Origin of the sequence: Thermoplasma sp. Kam2015 (assembly GCF_003205235.1) — an archaeon.
In the GTDB taxonomy this organism is placed as follows: Archaea; Thermoplasmatota; Thermoplasmata; order Thermoplasmatales; family Thermoplasmataceae; genus Thermoplasma.
Genome location: NZ_QJSM01000012.1, coordinates 1 through 15642, shown reverse-complemented (window position 1 = coordinate 15642; position 15642 = coordinate 1). Strand labels below are relative to the sequence as shown.

The 15642-nt window shown below is 46.2% G+C and carries 13 protein-coding genes; 4 read left to right on the top strand and 9 right to left on the bottom strand.

Annotated features, from left to right (window positions below):
- Window positions 1-36 precede the first annotated feature (36 nt).
- The 3 genes from guaB to DMB44_RS01095 are packed head-to-tail and all read right to left on the bottom strand — an operon-like array spanning window position 37 to window position 3406.
- Window positions 37-1494 carry an IMP dehydrogenase gene (gene guaB, locus DMB44_RS01105; RefSeq protein WP_110640223.1) on the bottom strand — a complete coding sequence of 486 codons (1458 nt, stop codon included), beginning with the start codon at window positions 1492-1494 and terminating at the stop codon, window positions 37-39.
- 56 nt (window positions 1495-1550) lie between these two features.
- On the bottom strand, window positions 1551-2312 hold the full coding sequence (locus DMB44_RS01100) for an MqnA/MqnD/SBP family protein (protein ID WP_110640222.1): 762 nt from the start codon (window positions 2310-2312) through the stop codon (window positions 1551-1553).
- On the bottom strand, window positions 2309-3406 hold the full coding sequence (locus DMB44_RS01095) for a radical SAM protein (protein WP_110640221.1): 1098 nt from the start codon (window positions 3404-3406) through the stop codon (window positions 2309-2311). Before DMB44_RS01095 ends, DMB44_RS01100 begins: the two co-directional genes overlap by 4 nt.
- Before the next feature lie 169 nt (window positions 3407-3575).
- On the opposite strand from DMB44_RS01095, the gene DMB44_RS01090 reads away from it, so the two are divergent.
- The 3 genes from DMB44_RS01090 to truD all read left to right on the top strand — a co-directional run bounded on the left by DMB44_RS01090 (window position 3576) and on the right by truD (window position 7739).
- Window positions 3576-5273 carry a TIGR04190 family B12-binding domain/radical SAM domain protein gene (locus DMB44_RS01090; RefSeq protein ID WP_110640220.1) on the top strand — a complete coding sequence of 566 codons (1698 nt, stop codon included), beginning with the start codon at window positions 3576-3578 and terminating at the stop codon, window positions 5271-5273.
- A 51-nt stretch (window positions 5274-5324) separates the two neighbouring features.
- A complete protein-coding gene (gene mqnC / locus DMB44_RS01085) occupies window positions 5325-6422 on the top strand; it encodes a cyclic dehypoxanthinyl futalosine synthase (RefSeq protein ID WP_110640219.1) in 1098 nt (365 codons plus the stop codon).
- 90 nt (window positions 6423-6512) lie between these two features.
- A complete protein-coding gene (gene truD / locus DMB44_RS01080) occupies window positions 6513-7739 on the top strand; it encodes a tRNA pseudouridine(13) synthase TruD (protein WP_110640218.1) in 1227 nt (408 codons plus the stop codon).
- Here truD and DMB44_RS01075 read toward each other — a convergent pair.
- From DMB44_RS01075 to DMB44_RS01060, 4 genes are all read right to left on the bottom strand, one after another.
- Entirely contained in the window at window positions 7725-9104 is a 1380-nt protein-coding gene (locus tag DMB44_RS01075; protein WP_110640217.1) for a glycosyltransferase family 2 protein, read from the bottom strand. The two genes, truD and DMB44_RS01075, sit on opposite strands and share 15 nt — an antisense overlap.
- 107 nt (window positions 9105-9211) lie before the next feature.
- Window positions 9212-10093 carry an electron transfer flavoprotein subunit alpha/FixB family protein gene (locus DMB44_RS01070; protein ID WP_110640216.1) on the bottom strand — a complete coding sequence of 294 codons (882 nt, stop codon included), beginning with the start codon at window positions 10091-10093 and terminating at the stop codon, window positions 9212-9214.
- On the bottom strand, window positions 10090-10827 hold the full coding sequence (locus tag DMB44_RS01065; RefSeq protein WP_110640246.1) for an electron transfer flavoprotein subunit beta/FixA family protein: 738 nt from the start codon (window positions 10825-10827) through the stop codon (window positions 10090-10092). Before DMB44_RS01065 ends, DMB44_RS01070 begins: the two co-directional genes overlap by 4 nt.
- Window positions 10828-10871: 44 nt before the next feature.
- A complete protein-coding gene (locus tag DMB44_RS01060) occupies window positions 10872-11921 on the bottom strand; it encodes an MFS transporter permease (RefSeq protein WP_237265213.1) in 1050 nt (349 codons plus the stop codon).
- A 242-nt stretch (window positions 11922-12163) separates the two neighbouring features.
- Between DMB44_RS01060 and DMB44_RS01055 the strand changes: the two genes are divergently transcribed.
- Window positions 12164-12592, top strand: coding sequence for a hypothetical protein (locus DMB44_RS01055; protein ID WP_110640214.1), 429 nt, complete (start codon window positions 12164-12166; stop codon window positions 12590-12592).
- Window positions 12593-12712: 120 nt separating this feature from the next.
- Here the strand turns inward: DMB44_RS01055 and DMB44_RS01050 are convergent, their stop codons facing one another.
- Both DMB44_RS01050 and DMB44_RS01045 read right to left on the bottom strand, forming a co-directional pair.
- The gene (locus DMB44_RS01050) at window positions 12713-14065 is read right to left on the bottom strand and encodes a dihydrolipoyl dehydrogenase (RefSeq protein ID WP_110640213.1); all 1353 of its coding nucleotides are present in this window, start codon (window positions 14063-14065) and stop codon (window positions 12713-12715) included.
- Between the two features lie 184 nt (window positions 14066-14249).
- The gene (locus tag DMB44_RS01045) at window positions 14250-15494 is read right to left on the bottom strand and encodes an RNA-guided endonuclease TnpB family protein (RefSeq protein ID WP_110640212.1); all 1245 of its coding nucleotides are present in this window, start codon (window positions 15492-15494) and stop codon (window positions 14250-14252) included.
- Between the last annotated feature and the right edge of the window lie 148 nt (window positions 15495-15642).

The window sequence follows — 15642 nt, the reverse complement described above, 5'->3', positions numbered from 1 at the left end:
ATGAAAAATAGATATGGTGATAACAAAAAGGTGTAATTAAGGATTGATGTTGGAGATCTGATAGTTGGGCGGCTCGCTTATCAGCCTTATATCATGGGGATGGCTCTCCCTGAGACCGTTATTGGTTATTCTCACGAACTTCCCGTTTCTCTTCAGATCTTCGATCGTTGCCGCACCCACGTATCCCATACCTGTGCGCAGACCCCCGACAAGCTGGAACAGCACCTCATCCACCCGGCCCCTGTAAGGCACCGCACCCTCTACACCTTCAGCTATGAAACCGTTTCCGAGCTTGCTATACCTGTCTGAGAGTCCTGTTGTTAAGGCACCTATGGACCCCATTCCCCTATACGCCTTGTATTTCCTGCCGTTTATTATCATCTCCTGGCCGGGGCTCTCCTCAGTTCCTGCAAGCATGGATCCAAGCATGACTGCGTCCGCTCCGGCAGCTATGGCCTTGACTATGTCTCCAGAATATCGTATGCCGCCATCTGCTATGACAGGAATCCCGCTCTCCTTAGCCACCTCTGCAACCTCCGATATTGCAGTGAGCTGTGGAACTCCGACTCCCGCGACTATCCTAGTCGTGCATATGGAACCGGGGCCAATGCCAACCCTGAGCCCGTCCACTTCGCATGCTATGAGATCCTCAGCCGCCTGTGCCGTGGCGATATTTCCTGCAACTATATCCACTGATATCTGCTTCTTCATGTTGCGGATTGAGGAGAGCACGTTCTCATTGTCAGCATGCGCCGTATCCACCACTATGAAATCAGCGCCGGCTTTTTCAACCTCAATGGCCCTGTCAATGTCGAAGGGCCCAACTGCGGCACCAACCATGAGCTGTCCATCGCTGTCCCTTGATGCGTCGGGAAACTTTTGCCTCGTGATTATGTCCTTCGCTGTTATGAGCCCTACGAGGCGCCCAGATCTGTCAACGAGAGGGAGCTTCTCTATCCTGTTCTTATGCAGTATCTCTATGGCCTCTTCTATGTCAACGTTCTCTGGCGCGGTTATCACGTCTCTTACCATTACGTCCGATACAGATGATCCCTTTTTGACGAACTCAAGATCCCTCTTGGTGACGATGCCCACAAGCTTGTCGTCCTTGACAACCGGCAGGCCGGCTATGTTCCTCGTTGCCATCAGCGTCTTTGCAACCTCGATTGGCGTCTCCGGGCTTATGGTATAGACATCCCTTATTATGATGGTCTCTTCGCGCTTCACGCGCTTGATCATCTCCACCTCCTTTTCTCTCGGCTGATTCCGATGTATGACGCCGATCGCACCGTATCTCGCCATGGCTATGGCCATAGCATCCTCAGTCACGGTATCCATTGGAGAACTTATTATCGGAACCTTGACGCTTATATGCCTGCTTATCCTGGATGAAACAACAACATTCTTTGGCTCCACGGATGTGCGCATTGGCATAAGCAGAACATCATCAAAAGTGAATCCTTCCGTTATCTTCGTGAATTTTTCTCTATACATGCGAAAGGAAGTAAAAACCAATAAATAAATGTTGCCTGATCCTACGACAGATAATGTCAGCGGAACATGGAAGATGATAGACCATCCCTAGCCCTTGATTCATAGGCCTTTTTCACGAACTCTATTGTTTCAGATACATGGGTATCGTAATCGTATAGTATCGTTTTGTAGTAATCTTCCGCCACGGTACCTGGTATCTTCAGGCGATCGGCGAGGGATCTGGCACACTCCCTCTTGAATTCTGCGGATCTCACCACTGCACTATCCAGCGCTGCTGTATCTGGATCTTCCTCGATCCTCGAAACTGACACGGCGTAAACTGGAGAAATGTGAAATATGCGTGCGAACGCACTGCCCACGTCCATAAGTATGTTGATCCTTGTTCTGTATACGGCCAGGGCTTCGTCACCATTCAGCAGTGCATATTCGGCAAGAGATAAAAGATCGTCGGCTTCCTTCCGATCGGAATGCACGAATTTATGATCTATTCCAAGCCTTGACAGCACGAGATCCAGATAGAGTTCGGTTGTTCTGGTATTGGACGTTATGGCAACTGTGATCTCCTTCTTCAGTCTGTTCGCCCTCGATATCAGAATCGTCGATATCGTCTTGTTCAGTGAGTGTATATTTGCAGTCTTCAGAAGGCGCAAACTCTCGGCGTTCTCCAGATAAGAGACCAAGGAGACCATGCCTATCTGAACGTCTCCGGAAAGCACCAGATCAAGATTTTTGAATGGATTATTGCGCACCACGATGGCCTTGTTTTCGAACCCCAGGTAAAGGGGATCGCTGTGAGCGAAGTCTATTATGGATATCATGCGTACGCCATTATGTTGTAGAAAGTATCCCTTATGGCCGGTATCTTCCCAGCCTGCCTTATCAGGCGGTTGAGCTCCTCCGTTGTTGTGGGTGTTCTTCTGTCCGTCGCTCCAAAAACCTTCTCACTGTACGCTGTGCCGACCAGATCACTTCCTCCGCCGTTTATGGCTATCTGCGCAACAAGCTTTCCCAGAGCAACCCAGTAGACGCTTATGTTTCTTATGGCATCGCCCATGATGATCCTGGCAAGTGCTATGACCTTGAGATCCTTGTCCACCGGTGCCGGCCCCTTCACCCTTCCGGATCTGAGAAGAGCAGTGTTTTCAGGACTGAACTTCAAAGGAATGAATGATAGAAATCCCGGAACCTCCAACTGATTGTCCCTTATCTTTATCATATGATCGACGATGTGATTCCATCCCTCGACATGGCCATATGTCATCGTTGAATTGCCCTTGAGCCCCATGGAATGGATTATCTTCGCGTCCTCCAACCACTTATCTCCGGATATCTTTTCAGGCGTAGATACGATCTTCCTTATCTCCGGATCGAATATCTCGGCACCGCCTCCGGTATGCGCATTCATACCGGCTTCCATAAATCTTGAGACCGCTTCCTTTATACTGTTTCCTGTCGTTCTGGCTATGAAATCTATCTCCGGTATGGTAAACGCCTTTATGGTGACATCCGGCACTATTGATCTTATTGTCCTGAACATGTCCTCATAGTATTCGATCGTAAGATCGGGATCAAAGCCGCCGACTATATGTATTTCCGTAACCTGCCTCTTCTTGGCCTCGTATGCCTCATGCATTATCATTTCCTTGCTCAGCTCATAGCCCTTCCCAAATCTCTTGTTTTTGTAGGGCACATAAAAGGCACAGATTGGGCAGCTTGCCGTACAGTAATTTGTATAATTTATATTGTAGGAAACAGCGTAGGTGACAGTTTCACCGACGTCTGTTTCGGTAAGTCTATTGGCTATCTTCATCAGGTCGAATAGATCCATGCCGGACAGTTCCATTGCCTCGTTGAAGGTTATGGGGGAGGATCTTGCCCTCTCGACCCAGTATTCAACATCGTAGGATATCATTTTATACTCATTGTCATTTGATATTTAAACTTGGAGCCAGCATTGCGAAAAGCTTCATCAAGGGGTGCGTGAGATGCAAACTGGTTTTTTATTTGACGTATTTAAGATTTTTGCGCACTTAGCATCGACAAATGCTTAAATACGGCAGAAAAATGTCTTCGCGTGCCCTATGAATGCTGATGTTGTTTTTATACACCCTCCATCTATATATGATTTCAGGAAGAGGGATATAGATCCAGGGCCTATCAGCGACGTTGTCCCATCCACCCCGGTATTCGAGATGTATCCTGTTGGCTTTGTGAGCATGCTTAATTATCTGGTTCAGAATGGCTTCAATGCAAGAATAGCAAACGTGGCCGTCAGGATGGTGCAGTCCAAAAAGTTTGATCCGGTATCATACCTCAGGGATCTTGAGGCGCCAATATACGGCATAGATCTTCACTGGCTCCCACACGCACATGGGGCGCTCAATCTGGCAAGGATCGTGAAGAACCTGCATCCGAACTCATACATTGTATTCGGCGGCTACTCTTCAACCTACTTCAGGAAGGAGATAATGAAGAACTATCCGTTCGTGGATTTTGTGCTGGCTGGCGATTTTCAGGAGTATGGCATATATAAGCTGGCTGAAACGCTGATCGAAGGTGGATCGCTGTCGGATGTTCCCGGGCTTGTTCACAGGGAAAACGGCATGATAAAGGAGGAGAGGCCATATGATTTCAGAAAAGGCCTTGAAAACGTCTTTTTCAACTATGAGGTTCTGCTTAAAAACGCAATAAAATATCACGACATAAAGGGTCATCTTCCCTATGCAGACTGGCTGCGCAACCCTGAAGGCTTCACCCTCATAGAGAGGGGTTGCCAGCTCAACTGCGGTTTCTGCGGAGGTTCGAACTTCTCATATAAGAATAACTTTGCGATCAATTACCAGTTCAGGGATCCATGCAGGGTTGTGGACGAGATAGAACTGTCCCAAGAGATACTGGGCTCCCCTGTCTTCGTGGTCGGAGATCTTGCGCTCGCCGGACCCAAGTACTATGAAAGGTTCTTTGCGTGCTTGAGAGATCGCAGAATAGACATACCGATACTCACTGAGTACTTCAAGCCCTTCAACGAGGATTATGCAAGGGCGATCAGCAGGAGCGTGGTCGATTTTTCCATGGAGATCTCTCCAGAAACCTCAGATGAGAGTATCAGAAACTGGAACAAGAGCGGATACAGCAATGAGGATCTCGAGAGATCCCTGAGGCTGGCGGAAAAATACGGATCAAAGAAATTTGATGTTTACTTTTCCATCGGGCTATCTCATCAGGACTACGGCAATGTTATCGATACGGTGGAATATGCTGGTAAACTGATGAAGGACTTCAAGGGATCCAGAATGAAGCTTAGCACCTTCATATCCCCCATAGCGCCATTTGTTGATCCCGGATCACTCTGGTACGAGAAGTCCGATCTTTATGGCTTCAATGTCCTCGCCAGAAGCCTGGCAGAAATATACCACATACTTGACACCGGAAAGACATGGTATGATTTCCTTGATTATGAGACTCAGTGGATGAGCAGGGAGGACATAGTGAACGCAACCTATGACGCTGAGATAAGGATGACCCAGCTGAGATACGATGTAGGCGACATAGATCGCGAAACAAGGGATACCATAATAAGAAATGTGCAGAACTATAGGCATGGAAATAACTACTGCAAGAGCAACAGGGTAGACAAACATCTTGCATACATGAGCAAGGATATAGAGTGGTCCAACAAGCACAAGCCGACTCTCACCTCGCTTCTCATACTGCTTTACAGATCCTATGAGGAAGTCATAGGGGGTATGCGTATCCGCGGTTCTGAGGAAAATTCATGATGTTCAGCAAATGAGAGGCAAACGTTAATAACCATAGAAAAATAGTGTATCGTGATAGTATCCAATTACATTTCATCAATCGAGAGAAAAGTGGAGAGTGGCGAGGATCTGGATGTAGATGATATCATTTTCATGTATGACGAAGCAGACGTGAACGATCTTGGCAAGCTCGCAAGAAAGATAACCGAAAGGATAAGCGGCAACCGCGTCTCATTCGTTTCAAACATAATACTCAACTATACGAACGTGTGCAATGTTAGATGCAAATTCTGTGCTTTTTACAGAACAGGCAAGGAGCCTGATGCGTACACGATGACGCCCGATCAGGTTATAGAGGAGATCAGGAAGTATTATCCACTGGGTATACGCCAGGTGCTCATACAGGGCGGAGTCAATCCCAATCTGGATCTTGATTATTATATTGAGGTATTCAGAAGGATAAGGAAGGAGTTCCCGGATGTAGGTATAAACGGGCTCTCCACTGCGGAGATAAATTTCATCTCCAGAAAGGCGCGGATGAGCTATGAGGATACCATATCGATCTTGAGAGAGGCTGGCCTGGAGACAATACCCGGTGCAGGCGCCGAGATACTGGATGAGGACGTCAGGGTAGCCCTTGGAAGGCCCCCTGGAAGCGGCAAACAGTGGCTTGAGATCATGGAGACTGCGCACAGGATCGGAGTCAGGACCTCAGCAACCATGGTGTATGGTCATATAGAGAAGAGCGTGAACAAGGCTCATCACCTCATAGCGATAAGGGATCTCCAGAAGAAGTACCATGGCTTCTTATCCTTCACGGCATGGAACATGGAACCTGATAATACTCAGCTGCAGAGGGAGGGTGTTCTCGATCATAGATCACAGGCCGAGGACGTCATCAGGAATGTTGCCATCTCAAGAATAGTGCTCAACTATCATCTTCCCATAATACAGAGCTCCTGGCTCACCAACGGTGTGGAGATGGGACAGCTTGCCATACTCTACGGGTCAAACGATTGGGGCGGTACAATCTATGATGAACGCGTGATACCGGCAACTGGCAAGAACGTGGGCAATCTGCATAAGGAGATCATAATAAGGAGCATAAAGGATCTCGGTATGGTCCCTGTGGAGAGGGATAACCTGTACCGGCAGGTGAAGGTTTATTGAGGCCCATGTCAATATGTTATCCTGAAACGAACGCTGTTTTGTCCTTTCGTTTCAATTGACCTGATCGAATTTGCTTAAACGCAGGATCGTATGTTAAGTGGTGATCGTTCAGTGAGAGGCGGGCATCCGATAAGCATAAAGATGAAGCCGGAGGACTTTTTCGTCGAGGAGATCGCAGAGATCCCAAAAAACGAGAGAGGACGCTATCTGATAGTAAAGGCAGAGGTAATCGACTGGGATACAAATAAGGTCGTGGAAGCCATGGCCTCTGCGCTTAGAATAAGCAGAAAGAGGATATCATATGCTGGAACGAAGGACAAGAGGGCAACGAAGATCCAGTATTTCTGCATAAATGCGCCCGTTGACGTTTCAGATCTGGCCTTCAACGGCTTCAGGGTGCTTGAAACCTTCAGAAGCGATCACTATCTTAAGCTGGGCGATCTAACTGCCAACCATTTCAGAATAAGATTCCAAGGGCCTGATGATAGCTGGATCATGGATCAGTATACGGCTATGATGGAGAGGGGCGGCTTTCCAAACTATTTTGGTCAGCAGAGGTTTGGATCCAGGCGCAGCAACACACATGACATTGGGCGCCTCATAGTTATGGGGAAGTATGAGGACGCCGTGCGCCTGTATATCTATGACGAACGCTATGATACAGAGGACTACAGGAGGAAGTTCATAGAGACCCTTGACCATGCTTCTGCACTTGAGGAGTTTCCCAGAACTCTGAAATTCGAGAGATCGCTGATAGGATACTACGCACAGCACCACACCTTTGAAGGCGCTTTTGACGCGCTTCCGAAGAATCTGGCAATAATGTTCGTCCATGCCTATCAGTCGTATCTATTCAACAAAATGCTGAGTGCAAGGATAGAGAGATATGGTCTCAATACGGCTATACCTGGGGATGTCGCGTACCCGGTTGACACATATTTCAATCCAGATAAATCCAGGCCAATCGAGGTTAACGAGATCAACGTTAACAGGATAAACGAACTCATCAGATCGGATAAGATCAGAATAACAATCCCAATAATTGGATCTGAGGTCGGGCCTGACAGAAGCGAGTTCGGGGAGATAGAGGCAAGGATTCTGGAAGAGGAACATGTGGAAACTGATATGTTCAGAAACAGGGAATATCCGCACCTTTCCTCAACGGGTGACAGACGCATCGTCTCCGCCAAGCCTTTAAATTTCTCAGTCTCAGGCAACGTCATGGATTTCATTCTTGGGAGAGGGATATACGCAACTACGCTGATATCTGAATTCGGGGATCTGATGGATCGCAGTGTATCGTCAGATTGGCTTTGATATGACCTCAAATGATCTTTCGTTCCGCAGAAAACCTATGAAGCCAAGGATCCCTCCGATTATCTCCAGCGGCGATATCACGAATATATAGAGAAAGACCAGTATGGCGTAATCGATTATATTCTCCCTGTACACGCCCGATACCTCCCTATTGATACGAAGGCCGGATATGTAGAACCATATCCAGAAGGAGAGCGTGAAAGCCCACAGGAAAAGCACCTCTGGGTTTATGACCGCCATGTCTATTATGCCCATCATATGTAATATCATTAGCACGGGGACTATATTCTGCACCACCATGCCCATCCAGAATATGATGCTGTATATCATGAAGGCCCTGTATTTAACGGGTATTCCGCCGTAAAAACTTAGATTGGAAACGTTAAGGAACCAGCGCTTCCTCTGCTTCAGCATGTCTCTCACCGTTGCCGGCGACGATCCATATGTTATGGCTGGCATGAATGCAGATCTCCCCGGATATAGGTAGGCGAAGTTCAGGGCAAAGAAGCTGTCGTCCGCTATGGCCCTGTTGCCGTTATCCCAGCCCACTGACTCCTCAATATCTGAACGCACCAGCATGTTCTCTCCATGCAGGCCTATCAGTGGCATCTTCAAAACATTGGTGAAGAAATAGAATCTAGTCAGATCGTCTGTGGGCCTCATGGAGTCGGCGTACTTCGTTATGAAGTTTCTCGTCAGGAAGTGCGGAAATGAGAGTATGCCCTGGGCCAGATAGTATCTGTCTCCATACCTCATGATATGCTCTGCAACCGCCGCGACGCTCTCTGGCCCAATTGAGGTATCATCATCCAGATGGTATATCCATATATTCTTGGAAACGAGCCCCTGCGCCCTGAGATTCTCTATTGCATACTGATTTGCCCTGGATTTTGCCAGTGCGCCTTTTTTTGTACGGTATTCTCTGGGAACAACAGTTATTCTGATGCGTTCGTTTCCGGCATACTTCTTTTCAAGATAGGATCTGGCCTCCGAATTCTCCTCTATTACTATATTTATGAGCCAGCTTCTCAGGTTGCGCGGCGCGGACGACAGGATGGAATTTACAACTCTCTCCAGCGCATTCACAACATCCCATCTTGCTATTGAGGCTATCTGGAATATCACGGTTTCGTCTATATGCCCGCTGAAATCTGAAAGCCTCACATTTCTGCTCTTGAATGCCCCGGCAAGCGCGATGGCTATTATAGGCATGCCCATGATCCACAGAATCTCGATCGCATACGTTATGGGGCTTGAAGAATCGGATATGAAGGTGAACCCAGCTGGTATCAGTAAAACAAGTATGACAGGTATCTGCCAGAAGGTCAGCCCCATCTCAAAAGCGCCCTGCCTGAGGTTTTGCATTTGATGATGATCGTATGTACGTTATATAAATTTTGGCAGATAGGTAATTGAACTGTAAAAATTGGGGGATAATAAATAGATCAAAAAATTTGCATTCCGAAGATGTTTCACTGCTTCAGCTGTTCCAGTATTTTTGGAACCACCGTGAATATATCCCCTACAATGCCGTAATCGCACTCCTGAAAGATGGGTGCGTTCTTATCTTTATTTATGGCTATCACGGTCTTCGAATTTCTCATGCCCGCTATATGCTGTATCTGACCTGATATCCCAAGAGCTATGTACACCTTTGGAGAGACCTTCTTTCCAGATAGGCCCACCTGTCTGTCCTCGCTGAGCCAGCCATAGTCCATGCAAACAGGGCGAGATCCAGCTATTTCTCCGTTCAGGGCCTTGGCAAGCGGCTCCACCTTGGCTATATTTTCCTTGCTTCCTATACCCCTGCCCACAGAAACTATTACCTTGGCATCCTCTAGCCTTACGCTTCCGCCGGCCTTGCTGGTGAATTTCGTGATCCTGATCCTGCTCTGCGCCACATCGAGATCCTTCATCTGCGGTGTGGAACCGAGATCCCTGGCTTCTACAACGCCTGGCGCCACTGTAATTATCCTGGCGTCGCTTTCCTCCTCTATGACCGTCTTGCCGCCGAAGAAGAAGCGCTTTGTGTGCACCTTCTCTCCATTGATATCCAGATAGAATATCTCTGTCGCAGTGTAGAAACCTGTCTTGAATGAAAGATATCCGGCGATCTCTCTTCCGATCTCTGTGGAACCTATGACCAAGTAATCGTAGTTTTTGCTTATTTTCAGTATGCCCTCGGAGATAGCGTCAAAGGGCGTATCCTTTTTGACTCTGAAGAGGACGCCGGATCCCAGGCCCTTCGGATCGCCTTCGCCTATCAGAATCGAATCGAACTCTCCCTTTCCTGAGATCAGCGTATTTATCTGTCTGAGGAAATTTATATCATCCGAAAGAGTCAGAAATTTCATCTAACCTCCTCCTTAAGAACTTTAACTATCTCGGCAACACCCTCGTCAACCTTTTCGAACACTTTTTTCTTTCTCTCACTCTTAGGAGCGAGATTGGAGAGAACACTAACGTTGCTGAACGAACCGTCAAACTTTTCTGTACGTATCGGTTTCCTTCCAGCGGCCATTATCTGCAGCACTGGTGGAAGCCGTGGCTCATTGATCTCCTGCGTTACCGAAACTACCACCGGCATCTCGGCCTCCATCTCGACATTTTCTGTCTCGCCAACCTGGGTTATCCGCACAACCTTTCCTTCGATATCTATCCTATTTGCATTGCCAAGAAGCGGTATCCCAAGACCGGCAGATATCAGGCCAGGGAGCATGCCGGTGTAGGAATCCGCAGACTGATCACCCAATATCACCATATCAACCTGGATCTGCTTCAGGTACGTGAGAATGGCCTTTGCCGTAACCTGAGGATTGCTTCCTTTGTATCCCGTTATGAGTATGCCTTCGTCGACACCCATGGCATATGATTCCTTCATAGCCGAAGTGCCAGCCTCCGTTCCAAAGATTATGCCTGTTACCTTACCGCCGTGCTTTTCCTTGATCCTCACAGCTGCTTCGATAGCGTTCTTGCTGAGGTTCTCCAGTCTGTACGGGACACCTGTAAGAATTGGTTTTCCCTCGCTGTCTGTCTTCATCTGGTCTATGTCTATAATTTGTTTAATTAGAACAGCTACGTTTACCATCGTTCTGATATGATTCCGTAGCGTATATACGTTTTCCATCATCCTCAATTATTCGCTGTCTCGTATGTATCGCTGACCTTGAATACCCTGGGATTGGTTATTACTATGATCCCAATGACGAGTGCGAGTATTGCGAAACTCATGGCAACTAGGAAAAGCAGGTTTCCGCTTACGGCCCAAAGTATCGAACCCATGAGCGGCGATATGACCATTATCGGATTCCTGAAAAATGAAGTTATCTGCCTGAAATCAAAGGATGTTGGAAACTGCGAGCTTATAAAACGACCAGACCAGATGAATGCTGTAGGAAGCAGCGATAGGAATATGACGCCTGCAACAAACGCGGGCGGAGACATGAAACTTATGAGGAGCAGGCCTGCGACGAGGACAAGATCCTTCGCAGGATAGAAGAATGGTAAGGCCGGTATGTTTGACGATTCAAAAAGATATATCAAGAGAGCGCCGATGATGATGGCAACCGCAACGGCTATCATGACAGAGGAACGTGACATTTGCGAGTTAAGGCCTGCAGATATTATGAACGGGAAAGATGCGCCTATGGATATCCAGACGAATATCTCGTCCAGCGAGACCGCAAGTAGCAGAAGCTTCTTCTCAACCGTGTTTATCCTGTCCATGGCGTTGAACGGCCTTATGAATACATGGAGCAGATCCGCCGTCCTGAATTTTCCGGTGGGCCTCTTGAAGAAGATGAAAACCGATACCAGGCCTACAGCCAGCATTATTATCGCCATATAGGAATCAAGAACTGATATCTGGCCTGGAAACACTCCAGATGCTATCAAACCGATGAAACCGCCAAGCCCGGCTCCGCCCATGAATATCCTCTGATTAGCGCTAACCGAGACGCTGTTTCTCACTGTGGAATTGTAAAATATCGTCAGCGATATGACGAAGAGCACCACAGAAATGGATAGTATAGGAATAGCCTGGGAGATGTAAACGAGTATGAAAGCCACAGCAACCATCAATATAGATAGCGGAACAGTTATGGCATCTCCAGCCTTTTCCACATATTCTCTGGAGAGCGAGTTGAATATCAGATAAAATATAACCGCAACTGCAAAAAACACACCGAGGTAATAGGCCGGTATGGCACCTTCTCTCAGTATGAATGTGAATGATCCGGCATACAGTGCCAGCGAAAAGAACGTTGCAACGACTATACCGAATCTTATGAAGAAAATGTTACGATCGTCCGTAGCTGTGCACCTTGTTCAGCATCATATAACCGTTATAAATATATTTCTACGTATTGTTCTTCTTTCTCAATGCATCGCCATAATGCTTAATACATGGCAAACGTTAAATGGTTATGCCTCTACTCGCGAGAACCGGAAGTCTCGCCGCTGGAACGGCAGCAGGCATCCTCTTTCTCATAGCTATGGTCACAGTTACCCCAGTTTCATGGTTCATATCTGGAATGATAGCCGGCATAGCGTCTAAGGGATCCGGCAGGGGAGCACTTGCAGCCCTCATATCAGCGCTCATAACTGTATTCATAATGATCACGTTGACTATAGCCATGCCGACATCCATGATGCAGGCCATCCAGAGTTCAACCGGAAACAGCTTCATATATTCGTTCATCAGCTATTCGGTGCAGCAGATAAATTCGCCAGCATCGCCGCTTGTGGGGAGAATAGCCATAGATTTTACCCTCTTCTCCATAGTTGGAGGTTTAGTTGGAGGATCGCTGTTCCGAAACAGCATACGTATGGAGGATATCGAACAGAAAAAATGATACCAAATAAATACATCAAATGTTATGGATGATCTGAATAGCTATATGCCTGAGATGCTATTTTTGCTTGCACATAGCCTGTTTTAGATCCGTATTGATGTTGATCCTTTCGCGCAATGGTCAGTACAGTTTCCTTGCGGCCGAATCAAGTCCTTCGAAGGTCATTGGATGCTGATGGGCCATTTCAGCCAGATCTCTCAGGCTCAAGCCCTTTGAAACGGCAAGCGCTATCTCGTTTATCACGTTTCCTGCATCGTTTCCGATGACATATCCTCCGATTATCTTCATCCTCTTATCGGTGAATATCCTGATCTCTCCGTACATCTCGTTGTTTATCTGCGCCATGGAATCCTTCTCAATCTGGTAATCTGCCTCCATATATTCTATACCCATCTTTTCAGCCTGAGAAGGCAGGATACCAACGTATGCCATCTGCGGTATCGTATAGACTGTGAACGGAACAGAGAGCGGATCAAAGTAGTCTGTGGGAACGTTGTTCGCCATTATGTTGTTTGCAGCAACCAAGGACTGACGCTTTGCTGCATGGAAGAGCGGCGTTATGCCGTTCACATCTCCGGTGGCATATATATTCTTTATGTTTGTCTGCATTGCCATGTTTACCTTTATGCCATGCCGATCGTGCTCTATGCCGAGATCTTCTATTCCCTCAGGAAAAACTGGAACCCTGCCCACCGCCATCAACACGGCATCAACGTCGACGTATTTGATGTCATCTGCCTGCCCAAAATTCACCCTGTAGACGTCGCCGTGTTTTTCTATAGATTGAACAGGCGAGGATGTCTTTATGTTCATCTCAGGCAGCAATGGAAGCAACTTGTCCACCATTGATCTATCCATGTTGCTGAAGACTCTCTCCAGCATCTCTATAACGGTGACCTTCACCCCCATCAAAGACATGAACGATGCCGTTTCCATTCCTATATATCCACCGCCTATGATCGCAATGCTGCGTGGCAGCTTCCGGATCTTCGCGTTTAGCTTATAGAGATCCGCGCTGGTCCATGCAAGATCGGAACCGGGTATCTTAGGCACGAACGTGTCGGAACCGGAGGCTATTATGATAGATCTGGCCCTGTAGCGTGTCGATCCGGTGTCTGTTTTAACCTCCACCGTATTTTCGTCTATCAGCCTGGCAGTGCCCTTAATTATTGTCAATCCAGCTTCCTTCAGTTCCTCATCATGTTGTTTATAACGTATATTCTGAACTTCATCCTTGTGATCCACAATCTTTCCGTAGTCTATGTAGACATTCTCAAAATGCCTCATCTTCGTCATTGTATGGACGGTCTCTATAACAGCTTTTGAGGGGACACAGCCCTCAGCCAGGCAGTTTCCTGACATCACCCCCTTCTTATCTATCATTAGAACGCTGTATCCTGATCTTTTCAACCTGAACGCAGCCGGATATGCGGCACCTCCGGCTCCGATTGTTATGACATCATATTCTTCCATAATACTATATCGCAAATGGGAATAAATTTCTTTATTGTGATGTTAAATCATATCCATGATAAGATGATTCAGAATCGAAGGAAAAACCATGCGTTCTGAAGAATGGACTTGTATGAACAGCTTTGGTGATGGGGTCAACGGAATTATGCCAGCAAGGATCAGGTTATGGTTTCTGTTAACCATGTTAACATCCACCTTTGGAAGTTATCATCTCCTTGATGCTTAAACTCCGTGGGTACAACCCAATACCCTCTATCCCGTCAAATGCTTCAGGGACTGCCTTTTTTATCATATTGTAAGAAGCCTGCAGGTCAGCATGTATTAATGTTCCATTTGCAGACTGGAATACACCCCTCTTTATTCTCTTTCCCATGTACGTGTTGTGGTGTTCTATGCTTTCGTTATCAAGAAACGAACATATGCTTGTATAGCTCTCCTCCTGTATCATGACATTGATCCCTTTCTCTTCTGCTTTGTATTCAATCTGCTGTATGAGCATATTAAAGGGTATCTGCACAAAGTTCTGATTGTTCTCCTTACCAATATCGGTATCCTGCTTCCATCCATTATTATGGCCTATTACAATTGTGTCGATTTTATTATTCATGGCATATTCTATGACTGCTTTTGATAGTTTATGCATGATATCCTTTATTTTTCTGTTCCTTGTTAAATACAGCCTGTTTATCCTTTTTGTATCCTCTCTGTTTTTCCTCTGCCTGTCATTGATAGATTTTAATCTTGATAACTCTTTATTGAAATACTGGTTTATTGATTTCAGAACACCGCCCTTGACAGCAATACCCTTTTCGGATATGTTGTTTCCAATGGTTACGATGTTCCTCACACCAATATCGATGCCCAGTATTCTCTTAGGGCTTAACTCCGATACGTCTGATATCTCTTTAGAATATACTATCTCCACATTATAGCCGATGCCCAATGGTATAATCCGCACTTCCCTTAAATCTGTATTATCATCTAACCTTGTCTTCACCTCCAGATCCATGATCTTTGGGAATTTTAATATTCCATTATCAATAGAACACTGCTGGTTTGTGAATATTAATATAAATTCTCCATCTTTATTCTTGTATTTAGGTGGTTTCGGAATTCCATCGAATAGTTCTGGATGTTTTTTGTATGTTTTTAATGCCATGAAGAACGAATTCCATGATTCCTTGACCTTTCTTATTGTCCACTGTGCCGTCTGTGCTGGCAGTTTCTGGAAATTGTTGTTTTCCTCTATACCTGATGGTTTTGAAAACTGTTTTGCAAGATCCTTATATGATGATAATTTTTCCTTATTGAAGAACTGGTTTCTTAGAATATAATTAACCTGATTATATAGGTTCTTTGATACATGGCACATTCTGGATATTACACCATTGTCACGGATGAAGATCTGTTCAGTTAGAATTATCCTCATAGCCTATCTCCATTGAACCTTTCTTCCCCGTTGAGGCGTATACATGAAGCGTCTTTCATGATATTCGTAGCAGATTTAATACCTCATTTGCCTTCATAGTTAATAATATAATACAGTATTTGTATAAATAGTTATTAGAATTACGGAT

Bases quoted from the DNA above. Each gene is read 5' to 3' on its own strand.
- guaB (WP_110640223.1), bottom strand. From the start codon at position 1,494: ATGTATAGAGAAAAATTCACGAAGATAACGGAAGGATTCACTTTTGAT.
- DMB44_RS01100 (WP_110640222.1), bottom strand. From the start codon at position 2,312: ATGATATCCATAATAGACTTCGCTCACAGCGATCCCCTTTACCTGGGG.
- DMB44_RS01095 (WP_110640221.1), bottom strand. From the start codon at position 3,406: ATGATATCCTACGATGTTGAATACTGGGTCGAGAGGGCAAGATCCTCC.
- DMB44_RS01090 (WP_110640220.1), top strand. From the start codon at position 3,576: ATGAATGCTGATGTTGTTTTTATACACCCTCCATCTATATATGATTTC.
- truD (WP_110640218.1), top strand. From the start codon at position 6,513: ATGTTAAGTGGTGATCGTTCAGTGAGAGGCGGGCATCCGATAAGCATA.
- DMB44_RS01075 (WP_110640217.1), bottom strand. From the start codon at position 9,104: ATGCAAAACCTCAGGCAGGGCGCTTTTGAGATGGGGCTGACCTTCTGG.
- DMB44_RS01070 (WP_110640216.1), bottom strand. From the start codon at position 10,093: ATGAAATTTCTGACTCTTTCGGATGATATAAATTTCCTCAGACAGATA.
- DMB44_RS01065 (WP_110640246.1), bottom strand. From the start codon at position 10,827: ATGGTAAACGTAGCTGTTCTAATTAAACAAATTATAGACATAGACCAG.
- DMB44_RS01055 (WP_110640214.1), top strand. From the start codon at position 12,164: ATGCCTCTACTCGCGAGAACCGGAAGTCTCGCCGCTGGAACGGCAGCA.
- DMB44_RS01050 (WP_110640213.1), bottom strand. From the start codon at position 14,065: ATGGAAGAATATGATGTCATAACAATCGGAGCCGGAGGTGCCGCATAT.
- DMB44_RS01045 (WP_110640212.1), bottom strand. From the start codon at position 15,494: ATGAGGATAATTCTAACTGAACAGATCTTCATCCGTGACAATGGTGTA.